Source organism: Variovorax sp. 10L426 (genome assembly GCF_056395305.1).
In genome coordinates, this window is sequence record NZ_JBFTJF010000007.1 from 1 (window position 1) to 23,778 (window position 23,778).

At 66.3% G+C, this 23,778-nt stretch carries 17 protein-coding genes; 2 read left to right on the forward strand and 15 right to left on the reverse strand.

Annotation, left to right across the window (positions count from 1 at the left end; translation table 11 throughout):
- Positions 1 to 113 precede the first annotated feature (113 nt).
- Complete coding sequence (locus AC1DHL_RS11835) at positions 114 to 1,145, forward strand: L-idonate 5-dehydrogenase (protein ID WP_478162100.1); 1,032 nt, start codon at positions 114 to 116, stop codon at positions 1,143 to 1,145.
- Positions 1,146 to 1,298: 153 nt separating this feature from the next.
- On the opposite strand, the gene AC1DHL_RS11840 is transcribed toward AC1DHL_RS11835, so the two are convergent.
- The 14 genes from AC1DHL_RS11840 to AC1DHL_RS11905 form a co-directional block, all read right to left on the reverse strand.
- The gene (locus AC1DHL_RS11840; protein ID WP_478103203.1) at positions 1,299 to 2,441 is read right to left on the reverse strand and encodes an acyl-CoA dehydrogenase family protein; all 1,143 of its coding nucleotides are present in this window, start codon (positions 2,439 to 2,441) and stop codon (positions 1,299 to 1,301) included.
- An 85-nt stretch (positions 2,442 to 2,526) separates the two neighbouring features.
- Positions 2,527 to 4,974: an efflux RND transporter permease subunit gene (locus AC1DHL_RS11845; RefSeq protein WP_478103209.1), complete on the reverse strand. Its 2,448-nt coding sequence runs from the start codon at positions 4,972 to 4,974 to the stop codon at positions 2,527 to 2,529.
- A gap of 16 nt (positions 4,975 to 4,990) precedes the next feature.
- Entirely contained in the window at positions 4,991 to 6,085 is a 1,095-nt protein-coding gene (locus AC1DHL_RS11850; protein WP_478103201.1) for a WD40/YVTN/BNR-like repeat-containing protein, read from the reverse strand.
- A gap of 98 nt (positions 6,086 to 6,183) precedes the next feature.
- Entirely contained in the window at positions 6,184 to 7,539 is a 1,356-nt protein-coding gene (locus AC1DHL_RS11855) for a DUF1329 domain-containing protein (protein WP_478103199.1), read from the reverse strand.
- Between the two features lie 16 nt (positions 7,540 to 7,555).
- On the reverse strand, positions 7,556 to 9,235 hold the full coding sequence (locus AC1DHL_RS11860) for a DUF1302 domain-containing protein (protein ID WP_478103198.1): 1,680 nt from the start codon (positions 9,233 to 9,235) through the stop codon (positions 7,556 to 7,558).
- 99 nt (positions 9,236 to 9,334) lie between these two features.
- A complete protein-coding gene (locus AC1DHL_RS11865) occupies positions 9,335 to 10,246 on the reverse strand; it encodes an SDR family NAD(P)-dependent oxidoreductase (RefSeq protein WP_478103197.1) in 912 nt (303 codons plus the stop codon).
- A 103-nt stretch (positions 10,247 to 10,349) separates the two neighbouring features.
- Complete coding sequence (locus AC1DHL_RS11870) at positions 10,350 to 10,802, reverse strand: MaoC family dehydratase (RefSeq protein ID WP_478103195.1); 453 nt, start codon at positions 10,800 to 10,802, stop codon at positions 10,350 to 10,352.
- Positions 10,803 to 10,815: 13 nt separating this feature from the next.
- Positions 10,816 to 11,586, reverse strand: coding sequence for an enoyl-CoA hydratase/isomerase family protein (locus AC1DHL_RS11875; RefSeq protein ID WP_478103194.1), 771 nt, complete (start codon positions 11,584 to 11,586; stop codon positions 10,816 to 10,818).
- A gap of 107 nt (positions 11,587 to 11,693) precedes the next feature.
- Complete coding sequence (locus AC1DHL_RS11880) at positions 11,694 to 14,402, reverse strand: winged helix-turn-helix domain-containing protein (protein WP_478103192.1); 2,709 nt, start codon at positions 14,400 to 14,402, stop codon at positions 11,694 to 11,696.
- A gap of 78 nt (positions 14,403 to 14,480) precedes the next feature.
- On the reverse strand, positions 14,481 to 15,602 hold the full coding sequence (locus tag AC1DHL_RS11885) for an acyl-CoA dehydrogenase family protein (protein WP_478103191.1): 1,122 nt from the start codon (positions 15,600 to 15,602) through the stop codon (positions 14,481 to 14,483).
- A gap of 10 nt (positions 15,603 to 15,612) precedes the next feature.
- Positions 15,613 to 16,827, reverse strand: coding sequence for an acyl-CoA dehydrogenase family protein (locus AC1DHL_RS11890; RefSeq protein ID WP_478103190.1), 1,215 nt, complete (start codon positions 16,825 to 16,827; stop codon positions 15,613 to 15,615).
- A 14-nt stretch (positions 16,828 to 16,841) separates the two neighbouring features.
- Complete coding sequence (locus AC1DHL_RS11895; RefSeq protein WP_478103188.1) at positions 16,842 to 18,023, reverse strand: lipid-transfer protein; 1,182 nt, start codon at positions 18,021 to 18,023, stop codon at positions 16,842 to 16,844.
- 34 nt (positions 18,024 to 18,057) lie between these two features.
- Positions 18,058 to 19,299, reverse strand: coding sequence for a thiolase family protein (locus tag AC1DHL_RS11900; RefSeq protein ID WP_478103187.1), 1,242 nt, complete (start codon positions 19,297 to 19,299; stop codon positions 18,058 to 18,060).
- Between the two features lie 98 nt (positions 19,300 to 19,397).
- On the reverse strand, positions 19,398 to 20,540 hold the full coding sequence (locus AC1DHL_RS11905; protein ID WP_478103185.1) for an acyl-CoA dehydrogenase family protein: 1,143 nt from the start codon (positions 20,538 to 20,540) through the stop codon (positions 19,398 to 19,400).
- Between the two features lie 220 nt (positions 20,541 to 20,760).
- On the opposite strand from AC1DHL_RS11905, the gene AC1DHL_RS11910 reads away from it, so the two are divergent.
- Positions 20,761 to 22,332 (forward strand): class I adenylate-forming enzyme family protein, encoded by a 1,572-nt coding sequence (locus AC1DHL_RS11910; RefSeq protein ID WP_478103184.1) that lies wholly within the window; start codon positions 20,761 to 20,763, stop codon positions 22,330 to 22,332.
- Positions 22,333 to 22,432: 100 nt separating this feature from the next.
- Here AC1DHL_RS11910 and AC1DHL_RS11915 read toward each other — a convergent pair whose 3' ends face one another.
- Entirely contained in the window at positions 22,433 to 23,773 is a 1,341-nt protein-coding gene (locus AC1DHL_RS11915; RefSeq protein ID WP_478103182.1) for a DUF1214 domain-containing protein, read from the reverse strand.
- Positions 23,774 to 23,778 lie beyond the last annotated feature (5 nt).

Here is a 23,778-nt window from a genome sequence, read left to right on the forward strand (position 1 = left end):
CCGCCCACCCCCTTGCAGGGGGCAACACCAGCGGCCCGGCTGAGCCGGTTCCGCGGTGTTTCGCGAAGGGGTTCGTGAACTGTCATCAGATTGAGGAAGAAGGAGAAAAGCCCATGGAAGCCCTCGTCATTCATGCCCCCGGCGACTTGCGCGTCGAGGAAGTCCCGACGCCCGAACTCGAAGCCGGCCAACTGCTCGTGCGGGTGCGCTGCGGCGGCATCTGCGGTTCGGACCTGCACTACTACCAGCAYGGCGGYTTCGGCACGGTTCGCATCCAGGAGCCGATGGTGCTGGGCCATGAGGTGGCCGGAATGATCGAAACGGTCGGCCCCGGCACTTCGTTCAAGGCGGGCGAGCGCGTGGCGATCAGCCCGAGCCGGCCCTGCGGGCGCTGCCAGTACTGCCAGCAGGGCCTGCAGAACCATTGCCTGGACATGCGCTACTACGGCAGCGCGATGCGCACGCCGCACGTGCAGGGCGCGTTCMGGCAGCAGATCGTGGTCGAGCAATGGCAGGCCCACCGGCTGGCCGATTCGCTCAGCGATGGCGAAGGCGCGATGGCCGAGCCGCTGTCGGTCGCGCTGCATGCGGTGCGCCGCGCGGGCTCGCTGCTGGGCAAGCGCGTGCTGGTGACCGGCTGCGGGCCGATCGGCGCGCTCGCGATCATTGCGGCGCGGCGCGCGGGCGCGACGCATATCGTGGCGACCGATGTCGGCAACCACACGCTGGGCAAGGCGCTCAAGGTCGGTGCGGACGAGGTCATCAACGTGGCGGAGCAGCCCGACGGCCTCGCGCGCTTTGCGGCCGACAAGGGGAGCTTCGATGTGCTGTTCGAGGCCAGCGGCAACGAGCGTGCCCTGCGCGGCGCCTTTGATGCGATCAGGCCGCGCGGGATCATCGTGCAGTTGGGCCTGGGTGGAGAGATGAGCTTGCCGATCAATACCATCGTCGCCAAGGAGTTCGATCTGCGCGGGGCCTTCCGCTTCCATGAGGARTTCGCGATGGCGGTCGAGTTGCTCAACAAGGGGCTGGTGGACGTGAAGCCGCTGATTTCCGCGACGCTGTCATACCGCGATTCGGCCCGCGCCTTTGCGCTGGCGGCCGATCGGACGCAGGCGATGAAGGTGCTGCTGAACTTCGAGTGAACGCGGCACCCTGCGCCACCCGGCTGCCTCGGTGGAAACTTCTTGAACGTCTCCATGAACGCGCCGACGATGCCCTGCGCGGCGAAGAGCCGATAGCCTCGATGCGCTGGATCACCAACTCGGTGTCGATGGTTGGCGGGCGGGCGTCGCGGCTCAGAGGCTGCGCCCGATGATCAGCTTCTGGATGTGGCTCGTGCCCTCGTAGATCCTGGTCACGCGCACGTCCCGGTAATAGCGTTCCACCGGGAAATCGGTGAGGTAGCCGTAGCCGCCGTGGATCTGCAGCGCATCGGAACACACCTTCTCTGCCATCTCGCTGGCGAACAGCTTGGCCATCGAAGCCTCCTTCGCGCAAGGGATGCCGGTCTCGCACAGGCGCGCCGCATGCAGCACGAACTGATGCGCCACCTCGACCTTGGTCGCCATGTCCGCGAGGTCAAAGCTCACGCCCTGCAGTCTGATGATGGGCGCACCGTAGGCCTCGCGCTCCTTGGCGTACTTCACCGCCGCATCGAGCGCGGCGCGCGCGGTGCCGATGGCCACGGCCGCGATGGCCACACGCCCTTCCGAGAGCGAGGCCATGATGCGCCTGTAGCCCGAGCCCTCCTCGCCGAGAACGTCCTCCAGCGGGACGCGGCAGTCATCGAGCTGGATCTGCGCCACGTGCGCCGAGCGCTGGCCGAGCTTGTGCTCCACACGCGCTACCTTGTAGCCCGCGGCCTTGCCGTCGACGATCAACAGGCTGCTGCCGTTCTTGCCCGCGGCCTTGTCGGTCACGGCCAGCACCAGTCCCACCGCCGCCTCGCTGCCGTTGGAGATGAATTGCTTGCTGCCGTTGAGCACATAGTGCGACCCGTCCCGGCGCGCGAAGGTGCGGAAGGCTGCCGTGTCCGAGCCGGCATGCGGCTCGCTCAACAGGAACGCGCCGATGTGTTCGCCGCTCGCGAGCCTGGCGAGGTACTTGCGCTTCTGCGCCTCGGTTCCGGCCTTCGAGATCGTGAATCCGACCGAGTTGTGCACGTGCATCAGCGTCGCGAAGCCGGCATCGGCCGCCGCGAACTCCTCGATCGCCAGGCAGTACTCGACAAAGCTCGCGCCGGAGCCGCCATAGGCCTCGGGCGTGAGCATGCCCATGAAGCCGAGCTTGCCGACCGTCTTCAACTCATCGTGCGGCCACGCGCCGGTGCGGTCGCGCTCGGCGGCGGTCGCGGCCACGACTTCCTGCGCCACCTTGCGGGCGCTGTCGCGGATCATGGTTTCCTGTTCGCTCAAGAATGCGGTCGAGGTGTCTGTCATTGCAATGTTTCCGCTCGGATGGTGACGGTGGCGACCCTGTCGCGCACGTCGAGCAGGAGGTATTGGTATGTCATCTGGTTCGCTCTCATGGCTGCGCTGCCGTGGGGGCGCATGCTTCTGCGTGAAGGGTTCCCGGCCGTGCTGCGACATGACGATCGCGGTCGGCGTGCGCTCTCGCGCCGACATCTCGCAACAGGAAGTGCGACAGCGCCGGAATCAGCACCAGTGCGCCCAGCATGTTCCAGAGGAACATGAACGTCAGCAGGATCCCCATGTCCGCCTGGAACTTGATCGGCGACCATGCCCAGGTGACCACGCCCGCCGCCAAGGTCACGCCCACCAGCGCCACCACCTTGCCGGTGAAGCGCAGGGCCTCGCGGTAGGCCTCGGCCAGCGAGCCGCCCGCGCGCTGCCGCGCCAGCTGGATGCTCAACAGGTACAGCGCGTAGTCCACGCCGATGCCCACCCCCAGGGCGATCACCGGCAACGTGGCCACTTTCACACCCATGCCGAGCATGACCATCAGCGCCTCGCACAGGATGGACGTGACGGCCAGCGGCAGCACCGCGACCACCACCGCACGCCAGGACCGGAACGTGATGAAGCACAGCACGATCACGGCCGCATACACGTAGATCAGCATGCTCACGTTGGCCTGCTTGACCACGATGTTGGTCGCGGCCTCGATGCCGGCGCTGCCGGCCGCCAGCAGGAACTGGTGCTCGGGCGTGCTGTGCGCCTCGGCGAAGGTCGCGGCCGCTTTCACGACGCGCTCCAGCGTGTCGGCCTTGTGGTCGGCCAGGTAGGCGATCACCGGCATCACGGAGCATTCGGTGTTGAACAGCTCGGGGTTGCTCGTGATGGCGGTGCGTGCGGCGTAGTTCAGCACGTCCTGGTTGGGCGAGATGCTCAGCCACTTGGGATTGCCCTCGTACGAGCCGGCGGTGATCTTGCGCACCGCATCGGCCAGCGACACCGTGCTCTGCACACCCGGCACCTGCTGCAGCGCCCAGCCCAGGCGGTCGGATTCCATCAGCGTCTGGTAGGTGAGGCACCCTTCGGGCGGCGTCTTGACGATCACCGCGAACTGGTCGCTCGACAGGGAGTACTTGGCGTTGATGTAGGCGTTGTCGAGGTTGTAGCGCGAATGGGGGCGCAGCTCGGACGCACCTGGGTCGAGATCGCCCACGCGCAGCTGAGTGCTGACGGCAAATCCGGCCACGGCCAGCAAGGCGGTCACAGCCAGCGCCGCCGAGGCCCAGCGCCGCTGCGCAAAGCGCTCCAGCCAGCGCCACAGGCCGCCCGATTCGCGCTGCTCGGCACGCAGGCTGCGCGCGGCCGCCTTCGGGCTCACGCCGGTGTACGACAGCATCACGGGGAGCAGGACCAGGTTCGTGACCACCAGCAGCGCCACGCCGAGGCTGGCCGTGATCGCCAGCTCCTGGATCACGGGGATGTCGATCAGCATCAGCACCGCGAAGCCCACCGCATCGGCCACCAATGCCGTGAGGCCCGCGAGGAACAGGCGCCGGAAGGTGTAGCGCGCCGCCACCAGCCGGTGCGTGCCGCGCGCCACGTCCTGCATGATGCCGTTCATCTTCTGCGCGCCATGGCTCACGCCGATGGCAAACACGAGAAAGGGCACCAGGATCGAGTACGGGTCGAGCTCGTAGCCCAGCAGCGTGACCAGCCCGAGCTGCCACAGCACCGCCACCAGCGAGCAGCCCAGCACCAGCGCCGTGCTGCGCACGCAGCGCGTCCAGCCGTAGAGGATGGCTGCGGCGATCACGGCCGCCACGGCGAAGTAGCCCATCACCTCCGCGAGACCATCGAGCAGATCGCCCACGACCTTGGCGAAACCGACGATGCGGATGTCGACGTCGGCGCCGCCGGACTGCGCGAAGCGGTTGCGGATGTCCTCCAGGCGCTGCGAAAGCGCGTGGTAGTCCAGGGGCTCGCCGGTGCGCGGATCCTTGTCGAGCAGCGGCACGAAGATCATGCTGGAGCGCCAATCGGTCCCGACCAGGCTGCCCAGGATCTGCGCGCGCGCGATGTTCTGCCGCAGCTGCTCGGTGCTGGCCGGCGAGCCGTCGTAGCGGTCGGGCATCACGGGCGCACCGGTGAAGCCCTCCTCCGTCACCTCGTTCCAGCGCACCACCGGCATCCACAGCGACTTCACGTTGGCGCGGTCGACGCCCGGCGTGAGAAAGAGTTCGTCGTTGATCTGCTTGAGCGCCTGCAGGTAGGCGGGATCGAAGATGTCGCCACGCTTGTTCTCGACCACCACGCGCACCGCGTTGCCCAACCCCTTGAGCTCGGCGCGGTTGTCCAGGAAGTTGCGGATATAGGGCTGGTGATGGGGAATGGTCTTCTCGAAGGCCGCGTTGAGCGCGAGCCGGGTCGACTGCCAGCCCAGCAGCACCGTGGCCAGCACGCACAGCACGACCACCATCCGGCGGTGATTGAAGATGAGCCGCTCGAAGAGGCTCCCGCTGCGCGCGTCGAAGTCCTTCAGGTCCCGGATCACCGGCATGGCCTGGATGTTGTTGTCACTGAGCACGGTTTGCCTCCTTGTTTTTCAGCGATTCAATGCGCACGCCGTCCGGTCCGCCCAGGGCCACGGCCTGCGCGGTCGAAGCGGCGAGCGCGAACACCGGCGCCACGCGGCCCAGCGCCACGCGCTCGAAGCTGGCGCCCTCGTCCGTGCTGCGCAGCAGTTGCCCGGCCTGGCTGGCCAGGAGAATCGAGCCGTCGCTGCGCACCGTGCCGCCGGCCAGGCCCGCGTTCACGCCGGTGTTCGTTCGCGTCCAGCTCGCGCCGCCGTCGGTGCTGCGCCAGGCATTGCCGCGCAATCCATACGCCATCACCATCTGCGGCGTGCCGATGACGCCGAACAGCGTCCCCTTGTAGGGAAGCGCCACACGGACGAATTGGCGCCGCTCGCGATCCAGCTTGAGCACCAGGCCCTGCTCGCCCACCATGAAGAGCGTGCCCGCGGCGGGCCGCATCGCGTACAGGTGCAAGGCGTCGGGGTTGTCGACGCGGTCCAGCCACGGGGTCCAGCTTCGGCCCCCGTCCTCGGTATGCAGGATCAGGTTGAAGGCGCCGATGGCAAAGCCTTCGCGTTCGTTCTCGAAATACAGGTCCAGGAATGGCTTGTCCGCGCCCTGCGCGGCGAAGGTGGCCGCGTCGCGCGCCAGGCGTTGGGCCGCGGCGTTGGCGTGCTGCGAGGGTTGCCCGTACTGGCGCAGGATCAGCTGGGCAGCCTGCTGGCCGTCGAGTTGCAGCTGCCAGGTTGCGCCGCCGTCGGCGGTGTGAAGGATCACGCCTTCATGGCCGGCGGCCCAGCCCTGGCGGGCATCGACGAAGAAGACGGTCGTCAGGTCCGAGCTGACGGGTACCACGGCTTGCGTCCAGGTCTTGCCCTCGTCGTCGGAGAACAGGATGTGGCCGCGTTGGCCGGCGGACACCAGTCGCGTGCCGGCCACGGCCAATGCGTTGACAGGCGCGCGGCTGGCCAGGGCGCTGGGCGCCGAAGGCAGGGTCAAGGGCAACTGGAAGGCGGACTGGCCCAGGGCCGCGCCCGCGACCAGGACCATGCCGGCCAGCGGCCATCGAATCAGTTTGGGGATGTGCAACAACACGGGTTGCTCCGGGAAAGAGGGGGGCCGGAGCGCAGGTGGTCTGGCCGCGCCCCCCGGATGAAATCGGTAAGGGCACGGACGCGCCGTGCCCCGCGGGTTCAGCGGACCCCTTGCGACGCCAGGGCGTCGGAAGTCCACTGCGAATCGGACTGCATGGTGTCCAGCACCTTGATGCCGTAGGCACCCGGCCACTGGTTGATGTAGTAGGTACCTGCGTTCAGGTCATAGTGGCCCGACACCGCATTGCTCGGCACTGCCGCGTCATAGTGCTGCGTGAGATAGGCGAAGCCCGGGCGCCAGAGCTGGCCGCGGCCGTCGTACTGGTCGGAGGCCAGGATCATCCAGCTGTCCTCGTCCACATAGAAGGTGCGGCGCGAATAGATGTGGCGCGCGCCCTCCTTCAGCGTGGCTTCCACCACCCACATGCGGTGCAGCTCCCAGCGCACGAAGTCCGGGTTGATGAACTTCGGCTTGAACAGATCTTCCGGCTTGTCGTGGTAGACGAAGCGGTAGTCGTTGTAGGGAACGTAGATCTCCTTCTTGCCCACGAGCTTGAAGTTGAAGCGATCCTGATTGCCGTTGAACAGGTAGATGTCGTCGATGGTCGACATGCCCCCGGTGCTGGAGTTGGGCGTGTCGTAGGCCAAGTCGGGCGCCAGGCGCACTCGGCGCTGGCCGGGCAAGTACTGGTAGGCACGACGGCCCTTGCCTTCCTCGACGTAGTCGTTGGTCATCACCGCTTCCCCGGCCCGGCGCGCGGGCCCGGTGTAGTTGGCCTTGGCGCGCGTGATGAGGGTGGGATACGCGGCATTGCTGTCGTCGTAGAAGGGAAGCTCCACCGTCCACACGCCCTGCGTGCTCAACACCAGTTTGCCCGCCGCATCGACGTTGTAGGCCGAGTACTTGGGCATGACGGTGGACAGGCCCTGCCAGCGGGCGACGTGGTTGAACATCACCTCGTTGCCGTTCTTCGGAATGGGGAAGGGAATGCCGCCGCGCGCGCCGGTGATGCCCAGGCCGTTGTCCGAAAGCTTGCCGCGCGTGGCGTTCTTCAGCGTGTTGTCCAGCACGAACTTCGGGAATGCGACGGTGCGGTGCGTCGGAAAGACGTCGATACGGAAGTCGGCATTGGCCTTCATCAGCGCCTTGGTGCCTTCGGTCAGCTTGTCGGCGTACTTGTCGACGTTCTTCGCGTCGATCTGCACCACGGGCTTCTCGCCGGCGAACGGATCGGGGCGGACGCCCTTGTCCTTGTCGAAGCCGGCCGGCGGCGTGGTGAGCCCCCCCGTGTATGCGGGAATGGTGCCCTCCTTGTTGCCCGCCTTCTCGGCGCCGACCTCGGTGAGTTCGGTGCCCAGTTTCTTGGCTTCGTCCGCGGACACCGCCGCGAGCGCCGCACCCCATGGCGCGGACAGCAGCCCCGCGCAGAGCAATGCTGCAGTGAGTTTTTTCATGATGAATGTCTCCGTTCTAGAACGTGGTCTTGAAAGTGAAGAAGACGGCGCCGCGGTCCTTGAGCAAGGCCTGGGTGCCGTTGGCGGCCGAAACCACCGTGCCGGCAGGGTTGAGCGCGAGATCGCCGAAGTAGCCGACATACTTCAGGTCGAACCGGTACTTGCTGTACACATCCAGTCCGAGGCCCACGCCGAAACTGCCGGCGTTCTTGCTGCCACCCGTCGCCACGGCCGAGTTGCCGGACAGACCGAGCGAATAGCTCAGCGGCATCAACAGGTCCATGCCCGGGAAGACCTGGTACCAGGTGGGCGTGAAATTCAGCGCGAGTTGAGTGGCATTCTTGGAGACCCGATCGATGCCCACATAGCTGTCGCGTCCCTTGAAGTACTGGGCGCCCTGGGTCACCGAGAGCCATTGACTGAACGTCAACTCGGTGGACCACGTGGCGCTGCCGAAGAGCGGCGTTCTGCCGATGGAGCCGATCGCATTGAGCACGACGTGCGCCGTGTTGCCTCGCGCACCCAGCGTGTCGCCCTGGGCCGGCAACTGGCTCGCGGACCTGACCGACACGATGTCGCTGACCAGTGGCATGTTGCGGCGGTAGTTCACGTCCAGGCCGAAGCTGATGCCGGCAATCTGCTTCGACAGGCTCATGCCGTACATGTCGATGTCAGACGCGTAGTTGAAGAAGTACTGGCTCCTTGCACCGGGCAGCAAGATCACCTGCGGGATGGTGTCGGAGAAGTTACGGGCGTAGAAGCCCATCGTCCCGTCGAGCCACTGCGGACTCCAGCGCGACATCAAGCCCCAGTCGCCGGTTTCCTTTGGCGTGATGTCCGAGCCGCGATAGGCGCGTCCGCCGGGCAGCGCCGGGTTGATCAGCGACTGGCCGCCGGACAGGTAGAAGTCGGCAAAGCCCAGGTAGGTCCCCGACTCGGGGACGCGGGTGTTTCGCCACTCCAGGAAGTATTGCGCACCGAAGCTCAGTTCCGGCGTGGCCTGCAGCGTCGCGGAAAGCTGTTCGCGCGGCATGTACAGCTCCTTGGCCTCGACGCCGGGAACGGACAGTGCCTTGCCCTGATCGAGCGGGGCCTGACCATAGGAGATGCCGTGGATGGCGCCGAGGCCGAGCAACGATTCACCCCAGTTCACGGTCGTGCGGCCCAGGCGCGCGGTGAGCGGCATGGTGCCGAGGTCGACGGTCCCGAAGACGAATGCATCCAGGAATTCGCCGGACGGGCCTTCGTAGTAGCGCTTGGCGTAGTCGCTCAGGCCGAACGCAGGTTTGCCATCGACGAGGTGGTTCTGGGTGGCCAGGCTGGTGTTGGAAAAGGTACCCGAGTAGGCAGCGTCATACCACGAGGCGGCGCTCACGCGCGCGCCGAATTGCCTTTTATAGACAACATCGAATTCGGTCAGCAGATCGACGCGGTTGTTGATCGTGTTGCCCTGGGCGAAATTGCGGTTGCCGTCGTCGTAGTTGGGGTTGTTGATGATGACGCGGCTTTGCTCCTGGGTGCGCTGTCCGTAGTTGTAGCGGACCGTGTTGTCCAGGCGCATCTGGACATCGTCGTTCCCCGTGTCGATCTCGAACGCGCCGGCCGTGCCGCATGCCACTGCGCAGACGGTGAGCGCGGCGATGCTCAATGCGTGGCGACGCAAGCTCGGTCGGCCTGCCGGTGTGAAACGATCCATGTGTTTATCTCCTCGGTTGGTTTTTTGATGACGGGATCTGTTGACTGGGAATGCCATTGCTGCGCGAGTGCAGGGCCGCAGGCCGCGGCCCTGCGTCCATCAGGCCTTGAGGCCTTTCATGACTGCTTCCATCAGGGCCTGCACCTGCCCGTTCGAATGCTCGTAGGCGCGCTGCGTGTCCCAATCGGTGATGGCGGCGAAGTGCTCGGCAACGCCTTCGACCGAGCACTCGCTGCCCGCGAGGTACACCGGCTCGGTGTCCACGATGCGTGCCGAGGTGAAGGCGCCGCCGCCGGCGGACAGCGTGATCCGGGAGGGCGCGTCTTCGCTCACGAGGAACAGCGCCGCAGGCGTCACCTTCTCGGGCTGCACCGCGGCGAGCATCTCCGGCGGCATCACGTCCTCGGTCATGCGTGTCGCTCCGATCGGTGCGATGGTGTTGACCCGGATGTTGTTCTTGGCGCCCTCGACGTGCAGCATGTGCATCAGGCCCACCAGCGCCATCTTGGCGGCGCCATAGTTCGACTGCCCGAAGTTGCCGAACAGGCCCGAGGCCGAGGTCGTCATCAGGATGCGGCCGTAGTTCTGCTCGCGCATCGTCTCCCACACGGCCTTGGTGCAATTGGCCGAGCCCATGAGGTGCACGTCCACGACGGCCTGGAAGTCCGCCATCTCCATCTTCGAGAAGGTCTTGTCGCGCAGGATGCCGGCGTTGTTGACGAGCACGTCCACGCGGCCCCACTCGGCCTTGGTCTGCGCCACCATCGCCTGCACCTGCTCGAAGTCGCAGACGTTCGCACCGTTGGAAATGGCCTCTCCGCCCGCAGCGCGGATTTCCTCCACGACCTTCTGCGCGGCCTCGGAAGAGCCGCCCTTGCCGTCACGGCTGCCGCCGAAGTCGTTGATCACGACCTTGGCGCCGCGCCGGGCGAGTTCCAATGCATGCACGCGGCCCAGGCCGTTGCCGGCACCCGTCACGATGGCCACGCGGCCGTCAAATCGAATCGTCATTTCGTTACCCTCAAGAACTTGAAAAAAAGAAATCCCCTGCCGGCCGATCGATGCGATCGCCGGACAAACCGGAGGAAGGCGCAAGGCGCCTGGTGAAAGAAAACTAGTAGCGCCGGGTGATGGACTCGGCCACGCACACGGGCTTGTCCGAACCTTCCAGCTCCATCGACACCTCGATCGCGAGTTGAGCGCCGCCGTTGTCGATCGGCTCCCAGCCCACAAGCTTGAAATGGCCGCGCACGCGGCTGTTCACAGGCACCGGCTTGATGAAGCGAACCTTGTTGAGCCCGTAGTTCACGCCCATCTTGCTGTTGCGGATGTCGAAGGCCGTGCCCATGAAGGCCGACATCAGGCTCAGCGTCAGGAAGCCGTGCGCGATCGGTGTGCCGAACGGGCCGCTCTTCGCGCGCTCCGGATCGACGTGGATCCACTGCAGGTCGCCGGTGCATTCGGCGAACATGTTGATGCGCTGCTGGTCGACGACGATCCAGTCGCTGGTGCCGATGACCTCGCCCACCAGGGGCTTCAAGTCGGCAAGGGTTTCGTAGCTCTTCATTTTTCGGATCGCCTCAATAACCTTTGAACTGCGGCTCGCGCTTCTCCACGAAGGCGCGCAGGCCTTCCTGGATGTCCCATGAGCGCTGGTGGTCACGCAACTCGTGCAGCTCATGGCGCAGCGCATCGGCCGTGGACTTGTCGGCCGCTTCGTTGGCGACCTTCTTCATGCGGGCCAGCACGAGCGGGCTCTTCTTGGCGAACTTCTCGCCCAGCGCCTGCGCGCGATCGGCCAGCTCGGCGTCGGCAACAACTTCGTTGACGAGGCCGCAGGCCTTCATCTCGTCGGCGGAGATCGCGTCGCCGCTGAACAGCAGGTACTTGGCCACGTTGGCCGGCACCTTGCGAGGCAGGATCGCCGCGCCGCCGCCGCCGGGGAACACGCCGAAGTTGGAATGGCCGTCGCCCAGGCGCGCACTCTTGGCGGCCAGGACGATGTCGCAGGCCAGCACGGCTTCGAGGCCGCCGGCCAGGGTCAGGCCATTGACGGCCGCGATGGTCGGCTTGGGAAAGGCGCGCAGCGTGTCGAAGAAGATGACGATGTGGTCGAGGAAGTCCTTCTCACCGGGCGCCACGGCGGCGCTGGCCGTCTTCAGGTCGGCGCCGGCGCAGAACGCCGGACCGGTGCCGGTCATCACCACGGTGCGGACTTCGGGATCGTTCGTCCACGCCTGCAGGGTGGCGGTCATGCCTTCGATCATCTCGCGGCTCAAGGCGTTCATCGCCTTGGGACGCTCGAGCGTGATCCAGCCGACCATGCCCTTCTTTGCTTGCGAAAAGCTCATCTAGTACCTCCAAGTCTCTGTCGATTGCTTGGAGGTGAGATTAGGGGGTCGGGTCTTGCAAGCCCCCCTTACTTTGGAGTGGGTGAGTGGTGTGGGGCTCGTAAACCCTATTCGATCAATCCCTGCTTGCGCGCCCAGGTCATCGCGTCGTACCGGCTCGACAGGTCAAGCTTCGTCAGGATGTTGCGCACGTTCCACTTCACCGTGTCCACCGAGATGTTGAGCGTGAGTGCGATCCGCTTGTTCGACATCGCCTGCGCGACCAGGGCCAGGATCTCCAGCTCGCGCGGCGTGAGGTTGACACCTTCGGGCGCGCTGGTGCCGCTGCGGCTCGGCGCAGCCGTTCGCGAGCCGTCGGCCTTGCCGAATCGCGTGAGCAGGTCTTCGAGGTGGGCGGCGGCCGCCTTGTCCAGCCGTATGTCGTCCCTCACGGTCGCAAGCAGCGCACCGGCACGCGGGCCTTCGTCCAGCAGGGTCCGCAGCAGGCCGAAGCGCGATGCGATCTGCACCGCCTCCACGAGGCGGGTGGCCGTCTCGTCCACGCGCTTGAGTTCGTCCAGCGCGAATGCTGCCAGCAGGTTCTCCAGCACCTGCATGCGCGCACGCCCGTACTGCAGCGCAAGCTCGCGCGCGACCGGCAGGGCCGCCAAGGCCTCGTGGGGGTCGTTGCTCGCGAGCGCGACGCGGGCGCGTGCCAGCGCCGCCACGGCGGGAATCTCGGCGCGCACGCCGTCCGCGTTGCGATGGAGCGCGCCCAGCTCACTCAAGCGCGCCGAGACGCCTGCCGCTCGAGCCTTCTGCCCCAGTTTCAGCAGGATCCGCACCTGTTCCGCGTGCATGCAGGCCACCAGCCGATGCAGCCCCAGCCCCTGGTAGTGGGCCGCCTGCGACTCGAGGAAGCTCAGCACGGCCTCCGATGGAGCGTGCAGCGAGTCCAGCCGGGCCGTGACCAGTGCGGCGCTCAGCATCACCGGAGGCATGGAGGCCTGCATCACCAGACGCGCGCGGTTGGCGAGAAGTTCGCGCGCTTCGTCGATACGGTCGAGCTCGTAGTAGGAGTCACCGAGCGTAGTGGCAGTGACCGACGCGCTGACCGAGCGCCGCCCGTGCAGCGCCTCGGCCGCCGCGACCAACTCGTTGCCGATGCGCGCTGCCTCCCTGACCTTGCCCTCCGTCAGCAACAGCAGCCCGCGCGAACCCTCGGCGACCAGGGCGATGTCGTTCTTGCGCTCGGCGGGGTCGATGGGGTTGGCGTCCAGCAGCCGGTGCGCATCGGCATAGCGGCCGACCGAGGCGTAGGCGTACCCGAGCAGGCAGAGATAGAAGTGAAGCAGGTACGGGCTCTCGGACACGATGCCGTGCAAGGGCTCGAGCAAGTCGATGCAACGCTGGGTGTCGTCGCGCTGCATCGCCACCGCCGCATCCGCCAGCGGCAGCTTCGATGAGATCGCGGGGTTCTTCGCCGCCCCGCTCTCGCGGACCTGCGCGAGCCAGCGTTCCGCCTTGGCATACCGCGCTGTCATCGACAAGGTCAGGCAACCAAGGAAGAAGAGACGCGGATGCGCGAACAGCGTCTCCTGCGGCAGACGGTCCAGCAAATTCAGCATCAGGCTGATGAAGCTCAGGCTCCAGGTGTCCTTGGCCGCCTGGTCGATCGCCTCGGCGGCGAATTCGAGCTCACCGCCCCACACGGCATGGCGCACTGCCTCGACCAGCAGGCCATGCCCCGCGAACCACTGGCTGGCGCGCCGGTGCAGCGCGTTGACATCCGCCGTGCCTCGCCGCGCCACGCGCGTGGCGAGGAACTCGCCGAACAGCGGATGGAAGCGATACCAAGGCAGCCGGTCGTCCGACTCGACGCGGTACATCAGCAGGTTCTCGTCTTCCGCGCGCTGAAGCAGCGCCGCCGCATCGGCGCTGCCCGTGACTGCCGCCGCCAGCTCGACGTTGAAGCGCCGGCACACCGACACCTGCTCCATGAAGTCGATCATCTCCGTCGGCAGATGGGCCACGACTTCTTCCGCGAGGTAGGCCTGCAGGTCGGCCGAGCTCCAGCCGAGCTCGCGCAGGCGGGCGCGGGTTTCGGGCCGCGAGCGCAGCATGATCGCCATCAGCTCGAGGCTCGCCGGCCAGCCGCCGGTCTTGTCGTGGATCAGGCGCACCTCCTCGGCATTGAGCTTGACCGTGCCGAGGTTCTGCTCGAGGAAGCTGCGCGTTTCCTCCGCATTGAAGGGCAGTTCGCCAAAGCCGATCTCGGTGACGCGACCTAGCACACGCAGGCGGCTGATGAGCAGCGGCGGCGCCGCCCGCGAAGCGATGGCGATGTGCAGGTTGCCGGGGCAGTGGTCGATCAGCTTCTGCACCAGCAGGTGCGCCCGCTGGTCATCGACGTGGTGGTAGTCGTCGATGATCAGGTACAGATCCTTCGGAATGACGGCGGCCGCGTTCACGGTGGCGGCCACGACGTTGTCCATGGCCTTGGCGATTTCACCGTCGAGGCCGTCGAGCAGCATCTCGTCCTCGACCGGAATGCCCAGGCGACGCAAGGCGGCGGTCAGGTAGGTGGCGAAGCTGCCGAGCTGTTTGTCGTCATGGCTCAGGGACAGCCATGAAACCTCGTCGCCGGCCTTCATCAGCTCCAGGCGCCACTGGGCCAGCAGGATGGTCTTGCCGAAGCCGGCGCCGCCGGTCACCAGCACGAAGCCGCAGCGCTGCCCGTCGCGCAGCTGGTCGAGCAGGTGCATGCGCGGAATGAAGCGCGAGCCGATGTGCGGCGGCGCGAACTTCGTGGAGACGAGCAGCTTGTCGAAGTCCATGTCGAGCGATGTGCGGCTTGGGCACCGCCGAGTCAAGACTGCGGATTATCGGCCATGCCCCCGCTGCGCCGTGGCGTTTCAGGCCGCACACGCAGCCTCGTGCCGGTCGATGCTGCCCAGTTGCAGCTCGGCGACCACGGCACGCTTGAAGTAGTGGCCGACCTGGTACTCCTCGGTGACGCCGATGCCGCCGTGGAGCTGGATGCCCTGTCCGCACACGAACTTGGCCGCGCGCGCGATCAGCGCCTTGGCGGCCGACAGCGTGCGCTGCCGTGCCGCAGCGTCGTCGTTCTCCATCGAGGCCAGCGCCGCATACAGCATGGAGCGCGCGGTCTCCATCTCGGTCGCCATGTCGGCCATGCGATGCTGCAGCGCCTGGAAGCTGCCGATCGGGACGCCGAACTGCTGGCGCGTCTTGAGGTATTCGGCGCTCTGCTCGATCACCTTTTCCATGACGCCCACCAGCTCGGCGCCGAGCGCGATGATGCCGTGCGCGAGGCCAGACCGCAGCGCCGGCAGTCCCCTGCCCGGCTCGCCCAGCACGGCATCGGCCGCGACTTGCACGCCCTCCAGCACCAGCTCCTCGGCCCAGGTGCCATCGTGCAGCGGCAGCGCCTGGCGCTGCATGCCAACCGCATCGGCGTCGACGAGAAACAGGCTGATCTCGTCGGCCGGCGCGCCTTCGATGCGCGCGGAGACGATGTATTGCTGCGCGAGCAGCCCGCTCAGCACGAGCGTCTTGCGACCGCTCAGCAGATAGCCGCCGTTGCGCGGCTGCGCCGAGGCCGCCACGGGCAGGGGCATGCCGCGAGAGGCCGGCTCGCTGTAGGCGAGCGCGATGCGGAGCGACCCGTCGGCCAGCGCGGGTAACAGACGCTCCTTCTGCGTCGTGGTGCCGGCGGCTGCCAGCGTCTGCGCCGCCATCACGGCACAGCCGAGATACGGCTCCAGCACGAGGCCGCGTCCGAACTCATGCGCGATGAGCGCAGTGTCGACGAGGCCGCCGCCCAGGCCGCCGTGCGCCTCGGGCAGCGCAGCGGCCAGCCAGCCGTTGTCGGCAAAGGTGCCCCAATGATCCAGGCCGCCCCCCCGGCGCGCCTTCAACGTCGCCGTGCGAGCTTCGAATGCGTACGCCTTGTCGATGTAGCGGCGCATGCTGTCCTGCAGCATTTGCTGCTCCGAATTCAGTCTGAAATCCATGTACTCGTACTCACAGTCCGAAGAGCAGCTTGGCAACGATGCCGCGCTGCACTTCGCTCGTTCCGCCGTAGATGGTCGAGGCGCGGCGGAAGAACATCTCGTTGGCCAGTCCGCGCGCCAGGCCCTGCAGCGGGAGGGGCGCACCCGGCAGTTCGGCCGCCTCGGACGGATGCGGATAGGCCACCGCGCCGTGGTCGCCGAGCGCCTCCACGTGCGCTTCCGTGATGCGCTGCTGCAGTTCGGTGGCGCGCACCTTGAGCATCGAGCCCATGGGATGGGCCAGAGGGTTGTGCTCCATGTCCAGCGCCGCGACGCGCTGCACGAACATGCCGACGGCGGTGACCTCGGCTTCCAGGCGCCCCAGCTTCAGCGCGAACTCCGGCCGATCGCGCAGGCGCCCGCCGCCCATGAGGGGCGTATCGGCCAGCGCATGAAGCTGCCGCAGGTAGTGCTTGAGCATCGGCAGGTCGGCCGTGGTCGCGTGCTCGTTGTTGAGCAGGAACTTCGTGATCGCCCAGCCCTGCCCTGCCTCGCCGACGCGGTTGGCCACGGGCACGCGCACGTTGTCGAAGAAGGTCTCGTTCAGGTGGTGTGCATCGTCGATGCTGCGGATCGGCCGTACCGTGATGCCGGGCGTCTTCATGTCGACCAGCAGGAAGCTGATGCCGGCCTGCTTCTTGGCGCCGGCGTCGGTGCGCACCAGCATGAAGATCCAGTCGGACTCGTGGCCGTGGCTGGTCCAGATCTTCTGTCCGTTGACGACGTAGTGGTCGCCCTTCTCGTCATGCTTCAGCTCTGCGCGGGTGCGCAGCGAGGCCAGGTCCGAGCCCGAGCCGGGCTCCGAGAAGCCCTGGCACCACAGCCGCTCGCCGTTGAAGAAGGCCGGCAGGTGCTCTGCCTTCTGCTCCGGCGTCGCGAACTCGTTGAGCACCGGGCCAAGCAGCTTGTGCACCATGCCGTCCACCGTCGGCGCGCCGGCGGCCACACATTCCTCGTCGAACACGAGGATCTCCTGCATCGTCCAGCCGGTGCCTCCATGCGCCTTGGACCAGTAGGGCGCGCCCCAGCCGTGCGCGTGGAGAATCTTCTGCCAGCGCGCGACCGCCTCCGGCTTCGAGCGCGAGAACGTAGGCGTCACGCGGAGGTCGGCCGGCAGGCATTCCTTCAGGAAATGGCGGACCTCCTGACGGAATGCGTCGAGTCCGGGATCGGGACGAAAGTCCATGTCAATCTTGCTTTTCAGTTTCTGTACATCGTGACGACGGCGGCGCCGCCGATGCCGACGTTGTGCTGCAGGGCGATGCGTGCGCCCTCCACCTGGCGCTTGTGGGCCTGGCCACGGAGCTGCTGCACGAGCTCGAAGCACTGCGCGAGGCCCGTGGCGCCGATCGGGTGCCCCTTGGAAAGCAGCCCGCCGGAGGGATTGACCACGTAGCGCCCGCCGTAGGTGTTGTTGCCCGCATCGACGAGCTTCTGCCCGTCGCCCTCGGCGCAAAGCCCCAGCGATTCATAGGTCAGCAGCTCGTTGTGCGCGAAGCAGTCGTGCAGTTCGACGACATCCACCTCCTCCGCGCCGATGCCGGCCTGCTCATAGACCTTGCGGGCGGCGGCACGCGACATGGTGTAGCCGGCGCCGTCGCGCAGGTCGCCGGAATGGAAGCTCTCCGGGCCGTCGCTGGTCATGGCCTGCCCGGCGATCCACACCCGGGCGTCGAGGTCGTGCTTCTTCGCGTAGTCCTCGCTGCACAGCACGGCCGCGGCGGCACCGCAGGTCGGCGGGCAGGCCATCAGGCGCGTCATCACGCCGGGCCACACCGGCGTATCGGCCAGCACCTGTTGCGCAGTGACGACCTTGCGGAACACCGCCAGGGGGTTGTTCGCCGCATGGCGGCTGGCTTTGGCGCGGATCTTGGCGAAGGTCTCCAGCGGCGTGTCGAAGCGCTTCATGTGCTCGAGGCCGGCGGCCCCGAAGATGCGCACCGCGGGCAGGATGTCGGCGTCGCCAACCACGGGGTCGCACTGCGCGACGAAGCGCTCCAGGGGGCTGGGGCGGTCGGTGAACTGCGTCTGCGGCGCGCCGGCGCTCTTCTGCTCGAAGCCAAGCGCGAGCACGATGTCGGCCTCGCCGCTGGCGATGGCCTGGCGAGCCAGGTACAAGGCCGACGAACCACTCGCGCAGTTGTTGTGGGTGTTGAAGATCGGGATGCCCGTGAAGCCCAGGTCGTACAGCACGCGCTGGCCGGCCGTGGAGTCGCCGTAGACGTAGCTCACGAAGGCCTGCTGCACCGACTCGTAGCCGGCGCGCGCATCGGCCAGCGCAAGGCGCGCGGCCTGTGCGCCCATCACGGCGTAGCTGGCACCCGCCCCGGGCTTGCAGAACGGAATCATGCCGACCCCGGCCACCACGATCTTCCTCGTCATGATCCCCATGATCCCGCTTACCCCGGTCCGTCGATCAGGCGCTGGCAAAGATACCGATGTGCTCGGTCGCTTCTTCCACACGCCAGAGGCCGCCGCCATTGCCCTGAACGGCAAAGCGCGCGCCTTCCACCTGGCGCTGGCCGCATTCGCCGCGCAGCTGGCTCACCAGTTCGAAGATCTGGCCGATGCCGGTGGCGCCGATCGGGTGACCCTTCGACTCGAGGCCGCCGGACGGGTTGACCGGGATGGAGCCGCCGATGGTCGTCTCGCCGCGCTCGGCCAGGATGCCGCTCATGCCGGGCTCGCGCAGGCCGAGGCTTTCGAAGGTCAGCAGCTCGCCGATGGCGGTGGCGTCGTGCACCTCGACCACGTCGATCTCGCTCGGGGCGATGCCGGCCTGCTCGAAGGCGTCCTTCGCGGCCTGCTTGGTGCAGCCGTTGTCGTAGTCGAGTGCATCGCGTGCCGAGGCCGAGCGCACGACGGTGGCGAGCACCTTGACCGCGCGATGGCGGTCGAAGCCGTACTTCTTCAGGGCCGACTCGGTGCAGACGATGACCGCGGCAGCGCCGTCGGAGATCGGCGAGCACATCGGCATCGTGAGCGGATAGGTGATCGCGGGAGCGGCCAGGATCTCCTCGATGCTCATCGGCTTGCGGTACTGCGAGCGCTCGTTGTGCACCGAGTGGCCGTGGTTCTTCGAGGACACCGCAGCGAGTTGGCGCTGGGTGATGCCAAAGCGCTCCATCAGGCCGCGGCCGAGCGCGGCATACACGTCCATGAAGGGGCTGTAGGGCTTTTCGGACTGCGAGCCGGCGGGCGGCACGATGGTCTTGCCCATCGCGGAGAGGTAGCCCTTGTTGGCCTCGAAGGTCTCGATGTCCCAGGCCGACTCGAAGCACGAGAACATCTTGGCCTTGTCGTTCGTGTACATCTTCTCGGCGCCCACTGCGAGTGCCACGTCGGCGGCGCCAGCACGCAGCTGCATGACGGCGAGATTGAAGGCGTGGCTGGAGGATGCGCATGCGCCTTCGAGGTTGTAGATCGGGATGCCCTCGATGCCGAGCGGCAGCAGCGCGACCTGCCCGCGGATCATGTGCTGGCCGTCGAAATGGCCTTGCGTGGTGTTGCCGAAGAAGGCCGCGCGGATGGCCTTGCGGTCGCAGTTGGCGTCCTTGAGCGCGTCTTCGACCGCCCAGGCGGTGAGCTGCTTCACGCTCTTGTCCATGTGGCGGCCGAAGGGCGTCATGCCGGCGCCGACGATATAAATGTTTTCCATGACGGTCTCGATTTCCTTGTTGAGCAGGTGATGAGGTCGAACTTACGTGAGGCGAAACGGCGATTCCCCCCCACTTTGGGATGGGGGATTCGGCGGCTTCACAGGCTGCGGCCGATGATCAGCTGCTGGATGTGGCTGGTGCCTTCGTAAATCTTGGTAACGCGGGCGTCGCGGTAATAGCGCTCGACCGGGAAATCGGTGAGGTAGCCGTAGCCGCCGTGGATCTGTAGCGCGTCGGAACAGACCTTCTCGGCCATCTCGCTGGCGAACAGCTTGGCCATCGAGGCCTCCTTCGCGCAGGGGATGCCGGCCTGATGCAGGCGCGCGGCATGCACCACGAACTGGTGCGCCACTTCCACCTGCGTGGCCATGTCGGCCAGGTCGAAGCTCACGCCTTGCAGCTTGATGATGGGGGCGCCGTAGGCTTCGCGCTCCTTGGCGTACTTGACGGCAGCCTCGAGCGCGGCACGTGCCACGCCCACCGCCACGGCGGCGATGCCGATGCGGCCTTCCGACATGCCGGACAGCATGCGGGCATAGGCGCTGCCCTCTTCGCCGAGCAGGTTCTCGGCCGGCACGCGGTGATCCTCGAGCACGATCTGGGCGACGTGCGCGGAGCGCTGCCCCAGTTTCTCCTCAACGCGAGCGATCTTGTAGCCAGGCCCCTTGGGATCGACGATGAACAGGCTCGCGCCGCGCTTGCCCGCGTTCTTGTCGGTGATGGCCAGGGCGAAGGCGAAGCCGGCTTCGCTACCGTTGGAGATGAACTGCTTGGTGCCGTTGAGGATGTAGTCGGATCCCTCGCGGCGCGCCGTGGTGCGGAAGTTGCCCGTGTCGGAGCCGGCCTGGGGCTCGGTCAACAGGCCGCAGGCGATCGTCTCGCCGCTGGCGATGCCGGGCAGGTACCGGCGCTTCTGCGCCTCGGTACCGTAGCGGTTGACCCAGTCTCCCATGCCGTTGTGCACGTGCATGATGGTCGCGAAGCCGGCGTCCGCGGCGGCGAATTCCTCGATCGCGAGGCAGTACTCGACGAAGCCGAGCTTGCTGCCGCCGTATTCCTCGGGGATGTGCATCCCGAGGAAGCCGAGCTCGGCTACGGCCTTGAGCTCATTGCGCGGCCACGCGCCGGTGCGATCGCGCTCCGCGGCTGTCGCGGCGACCACTTCCTGCGCCACCTTGCGAGCCGAGTCGCGGATCATGTTTTCCTGTTCGCTCAGGAATGCGCCCGAGTTGTCTTGCATCGTCAGTCTCCTTGAAGCTTGTGAACGGGCGCCATCGGCATCGCCGGTGCGCCTTCTCTCGGGGACTGACTATGGCGGAGGGCATCTTCCGCGGGCCCCTCACTTTGGAGTGGGCACGAGCCGCCGGGATAAAACCCTCCCCATCCCGTTGGAGTGGGGCAGGCGGTGACAAGCGCCGAAATAATCCGGCATCCGCATAGCTCAAATTGGAGACAGAACGATGATGACGAATTTCGCGCGCGTGATGGGCCAGCTGGCCCTGCGCTTCACCGACCAGGAAGCCGTGGTCAACATCGAGCGCAAGCGCCGCTACACCTACCGCGAGCTGCACCTACTGACCAACCGCATCGTGAACATGATGCGCGAGCGCCTGCAGCTCGGGCGCGGCGACGTCTACATGTGCATCCTGGAGAACGACAACCTGTCTCTGCTGCACGCCTGGACGGCTTTCAAGGGCGAGGCCGCCGTGGCCTACACGAACTACCGGGACTCGATCGACGAGCACCGCTGGCAGGTCGAGTTCATCAAGCCCAAGGTCGTGTTCATCGAGAACGCGCTGCTGGACAGCCATTTCGACATGCTGCGCGAGCGCGGCACGACCGTCGTCTGCATGGACCGCCCGGCCACGCCGCGCGATGGCCTGCTCGCCTTCGAGGACCTGCTCGAGGGCATGTCCGATGCCAATCCCGAGGTCGAGAACGACACGATGAAGGACATCGTGATCTACCGCTTCACCGGAGGCACGACGGGCAAGAGCAAGTGCGCGCAGTACACCATGGACAACTGGCTGGCGCTGCGCGACTCGCTCTATACCGAAGCCGAGCAGATCTACGACGCCGACCAGCGCTACCTCCACATGGCGCCCTTGAGCCATGGTTCGGGGCTCGGCGTGCTGGCGACGCTGTTCCGCGGCGGCTGCACCGTCACGCAGAACGTGCCGGACCTCAAGACGTGGTGCCGAAACGTCGAGGCCGAGCGCGCCACGACCACCCTGATGCTGCCGACGCTGGTCTACCGACTTCTCGACCTGCCCGAGGCGAAGCAGCATGACCTCTCCAGCCTGCGCACCATCGTGTACGGCGGCGCGCCGATGAGCCCGTCCAAGCTGCGCCAGGCGCAGGAGCGCTTCGGCAACATCTTCGTGCAGGTCTACGGCGCGACCGAGTGCCTGACGACGGCGGCGATGCTGACCAAGGCCGACCACCTGGCGGCAGGCGATGAGAAGCACCTGTCTTCCGCCGGGCGCGTATCCACTGTCGTGGAGCTGAAGATCGTCGACGATGCAGGCAATGAAATGAAGCAGGGCGAGACCGGAGAAATCTGGCTGCGGTCACGCGGCACGATCACCGGCTATCTGAACAATCCCGACGGCACCGCAGCGGAGTTCCAGGACGGCTTCTGGAAATCCGGCGACCTCGGCTACCTCGACGATCGGGGCTTCCTGTACCTGGTGGACCGCAAGAAGGACATGATCATCACCGGCGGCTTCAATGTCTACGCCGTCGAGGTGGAAGCGGCGCTGAACTCGCATTCCGCCGTGGCGATCTCGGCCGTGGTGGGCGTGCCGCACCCGGAGTGGGGCGAGGCCGTGCACGCCGAGGTGGTGCTTAGGGAAGGCGTCGAAGTCACGGTCGAGGAACTGATCGACCATGTGAAGAGGCAGGTCGGCCGCTTCAAGGCGCCCAAGGCGGTGGTGTTCGTAGAGCAGCTCCCCGTCAGCGTGGTTGGCAAGGTGCTGCGCCGCCACGTGCGCGACAAGTACTGGAAGGACCAGACGCGACGGGTGTCGTAAGAGGCCATTGCCCAAAGCCGCCCTCGGGCGGCTTTTTGCTTGCCCAGCGGCATTCAGTCGCGCGTCCGGTTACCGCCAAGGAGAGCGGCCACCGACAGCCTCATTGTTTATCTAGTTTCGGCGGGAAATAGCTACGCTCGGCCACCGCCCCCTTCGGACGATAGAACCGGAAAGTCAGGCTGTACCGCTGACCCTTCGGCGTCGGCAGCCAGTTTGCCTGCGGTACATCAGCAGGCCTCTTGTCGCCGAAGTACAGCGTCAGCGAGCCATCGGGCCCGTACTGCAGCTTGGATTCCTTGTTGAGAAGATAGCGCTTCTGCGGATTGGGCAGCACACGCCGCTCGACCGCATCGACGGCGATGACCGACCAGAAATAGGTTGCGTACTGGGCCGGCAACTGCTCTTTCGTGAAGCGCAGTGTGTAGGAATGGTCGCCAGAAAGCGGCAAGCCATCCACGTCGGCAAAGGCCTTGAAGTAGATGACCTCCTCCGGCACGTTGGCCCAGATGCCGCCGTAGTTGATGAGCGTGCGCACAAGCCAGTTGTTGCCGTAGACACCTGATGTCGAAGGCAACACCCAGCCGTTCTCCACTTTGCTGCCGCCCACCGTGGGCAGCGCCTTCTTGATGTCTGCAAACGCCTTGCTGCGCACGACTTGGTCGATGCGTTTGCGCTCGACCGGGTCTTTCACCAACTTCGCAATCGCACGTGTGCTGGCTTGCAGCTTCTCCATGCCCGGGTTGATGTCCAATTCGCTGTCCAGCGCTGCGTCGGCGGAGTCGAAGGCCTCACCGCCGGGCAGCTTGTTCAAGTCGAACATCACCGTTTTGGGAATGGTGGGCACGACGGGCTCGCCTGTTGAGCGGATGGTGAACTTCTTCTGTAGCGCCACGGCTTGGTTCCAGTCGGCGCCAAGCTCTACACGCGAGAGCACGCGCATGTACTTCACCGGCACGTCGACGCGCTGGACTGTCGCCGGTAACTTGACGTCCGCGTCTTTCAGGCACACGGCGAACTGGCCGTCGGGATGCGCGGGAAAAATGCGTTCGTTGATGTTGGCTACGGTTTCACCCCAGCCATTCAGAAACTGTACGGTGTAGTACCGGCCGGTGATTTTCGGCACCGTCACCAGCGCGCAACTCTTTTCATCAACGGCTACCCAGGCTTCCGAATAGGCCACGTCGAGGTTCGGATTCGGCCAGGCGACCTCACCTGGCTTTCGGTGGACCAGCTGGTTCCACTTGAACCCCTCTTTGAAGTCCAGCTGCTGCTGGCGCAAGACCAGCAACCGGCCGAGCAGATAGATGTAGCTGTCGCTGATTTCCTGTTCGCTGGGCAAAGCCAAGGCAGGCGGCTGCTGCGCGAGACAACTCGCACTCGACAACATGGCCGTGAAAGTCAGGACACGCAGGGTGCGCGTGTGTACGGATAGCATGCTCATGGAGT

What these genes read in the sequence shown, in the direction of transcription:
- AC1DHL_RS11840 (WP_478103203.1), bottom strand. Translation starts at nt 2,441, where the DNA reads ATGACAGACACCTCGACCGCATTCTTGAGCGAACAGGAAACCATGATC.
- AC1DHL_RS11845 (WP_478103209.1), bottom strand. Translation starts at nt 4,974, where the DNA reads ATGCCGGTGATCCGGGACCTGAAGGACTTCGACGCGCGCAGCGGGAGC.
- AC1DHL_RS11855 (WP_478103199.1), bottom strand. Translation starts at nt 7,539, where the DNA reads ATGAAAAAACTCACTGCAGCATTGCTCTGCGCGGGGCTGCTGTCCGCG.
- AC1DHL_RS11860 (WP_478103198.1), bottom strand. Translation starts at nt 9,235, where the DNA reads ATGGATCGTTTCACACCGGCAGGCCGACCGAGCTTGCGTCGCCACGCA.
- AC1DHL_RS11865 (WP_478103197.1), bottom strand. Translation starts at nt 10,246, where the DNA reads ATGACGATTCGATTTGACGGCCGCGTGGCCATCGTGACGGGTGCCGGC.
- AC1DHL_RS11870 (WP_478103195.1), bottom strand. Translation starts at nt 10,802, where the DNA reads ATGAAGAGCTACGAAACCCTTGCCGACTTGAAGCCCCTGGTGGGCGAG.
- AC1DHL_RS11875 (WP_478103194.1), bottom strand. Translation starts at nt 11,586, where the DNA reads ATGAGCTTTTCGCAAGCAAAGAAGGGCATGGTCGGCTGGATCACGCTC.
- AC1DHL_RS11880 (WP_478103192.1), bottom strand. Translation starts at nt 14,402, where the DNA reads ATGGACTTCGACAAGCTGCTCGTCTCCACGAAGTTCGCGCCGCCGCAC.
- AC1DHL_RS11885 (WP_478103191.1), bottom strand. Translation starts at nt 15,602, where the DNA reads ATGGATTTCAGACTGAATTCGGAGCAGCAAATGCTGCAGGACAGCATG.
- AC1DHL_RS11890 (WP_478103190.1), bottom strand. Translation starts at nt 16,827, where the DNA reads ATGGACTTTCGTCCCGATCCCGGACTCGACGCATTCCGTCAGGAGGTC.
- AC1DHL_RS11895 (WP_478103188.1), bottom strand. Translation starts at nt 18,023, where the DNA reads ATGACGAGGAAGATCGTGGTGGCCGGGGTCGGCATGATTCCGTTCTGC.
- AC1DHL_RS11900 (WP_478103187.1), bottom strand. Translation starts at nt 19,299, where the DNA reads ATGGAAAACATTTATATCGTCGGCGCCGGCATGACGCCCTTCGGCCGC.
- AC1DHL_RS11905 (WP_478103185.1), bottom strand. Translation starts at nt 20,540, where the DNA reads ATGCAAGACAACTCGGGCGCATTCCTGAGCGAACAGGAAAACATGATC.
- AC1DHL_RS11910 (WP_478103184.1), top strand. Translation starts at nt 20,761, where the DNA reads ATGATGACGAATTTCGCGCGCGTGATGGGCCAGCTGGCCCTGCGCTTC.
- AC1DHL_RS11915 (WP_478103182.1), bottom strand. Translation starts at nt 23,773, where the DNA reads ATGAGCATGCTATCCGTACACACGCGCACCCTGCGTGTCCTGACTTTC.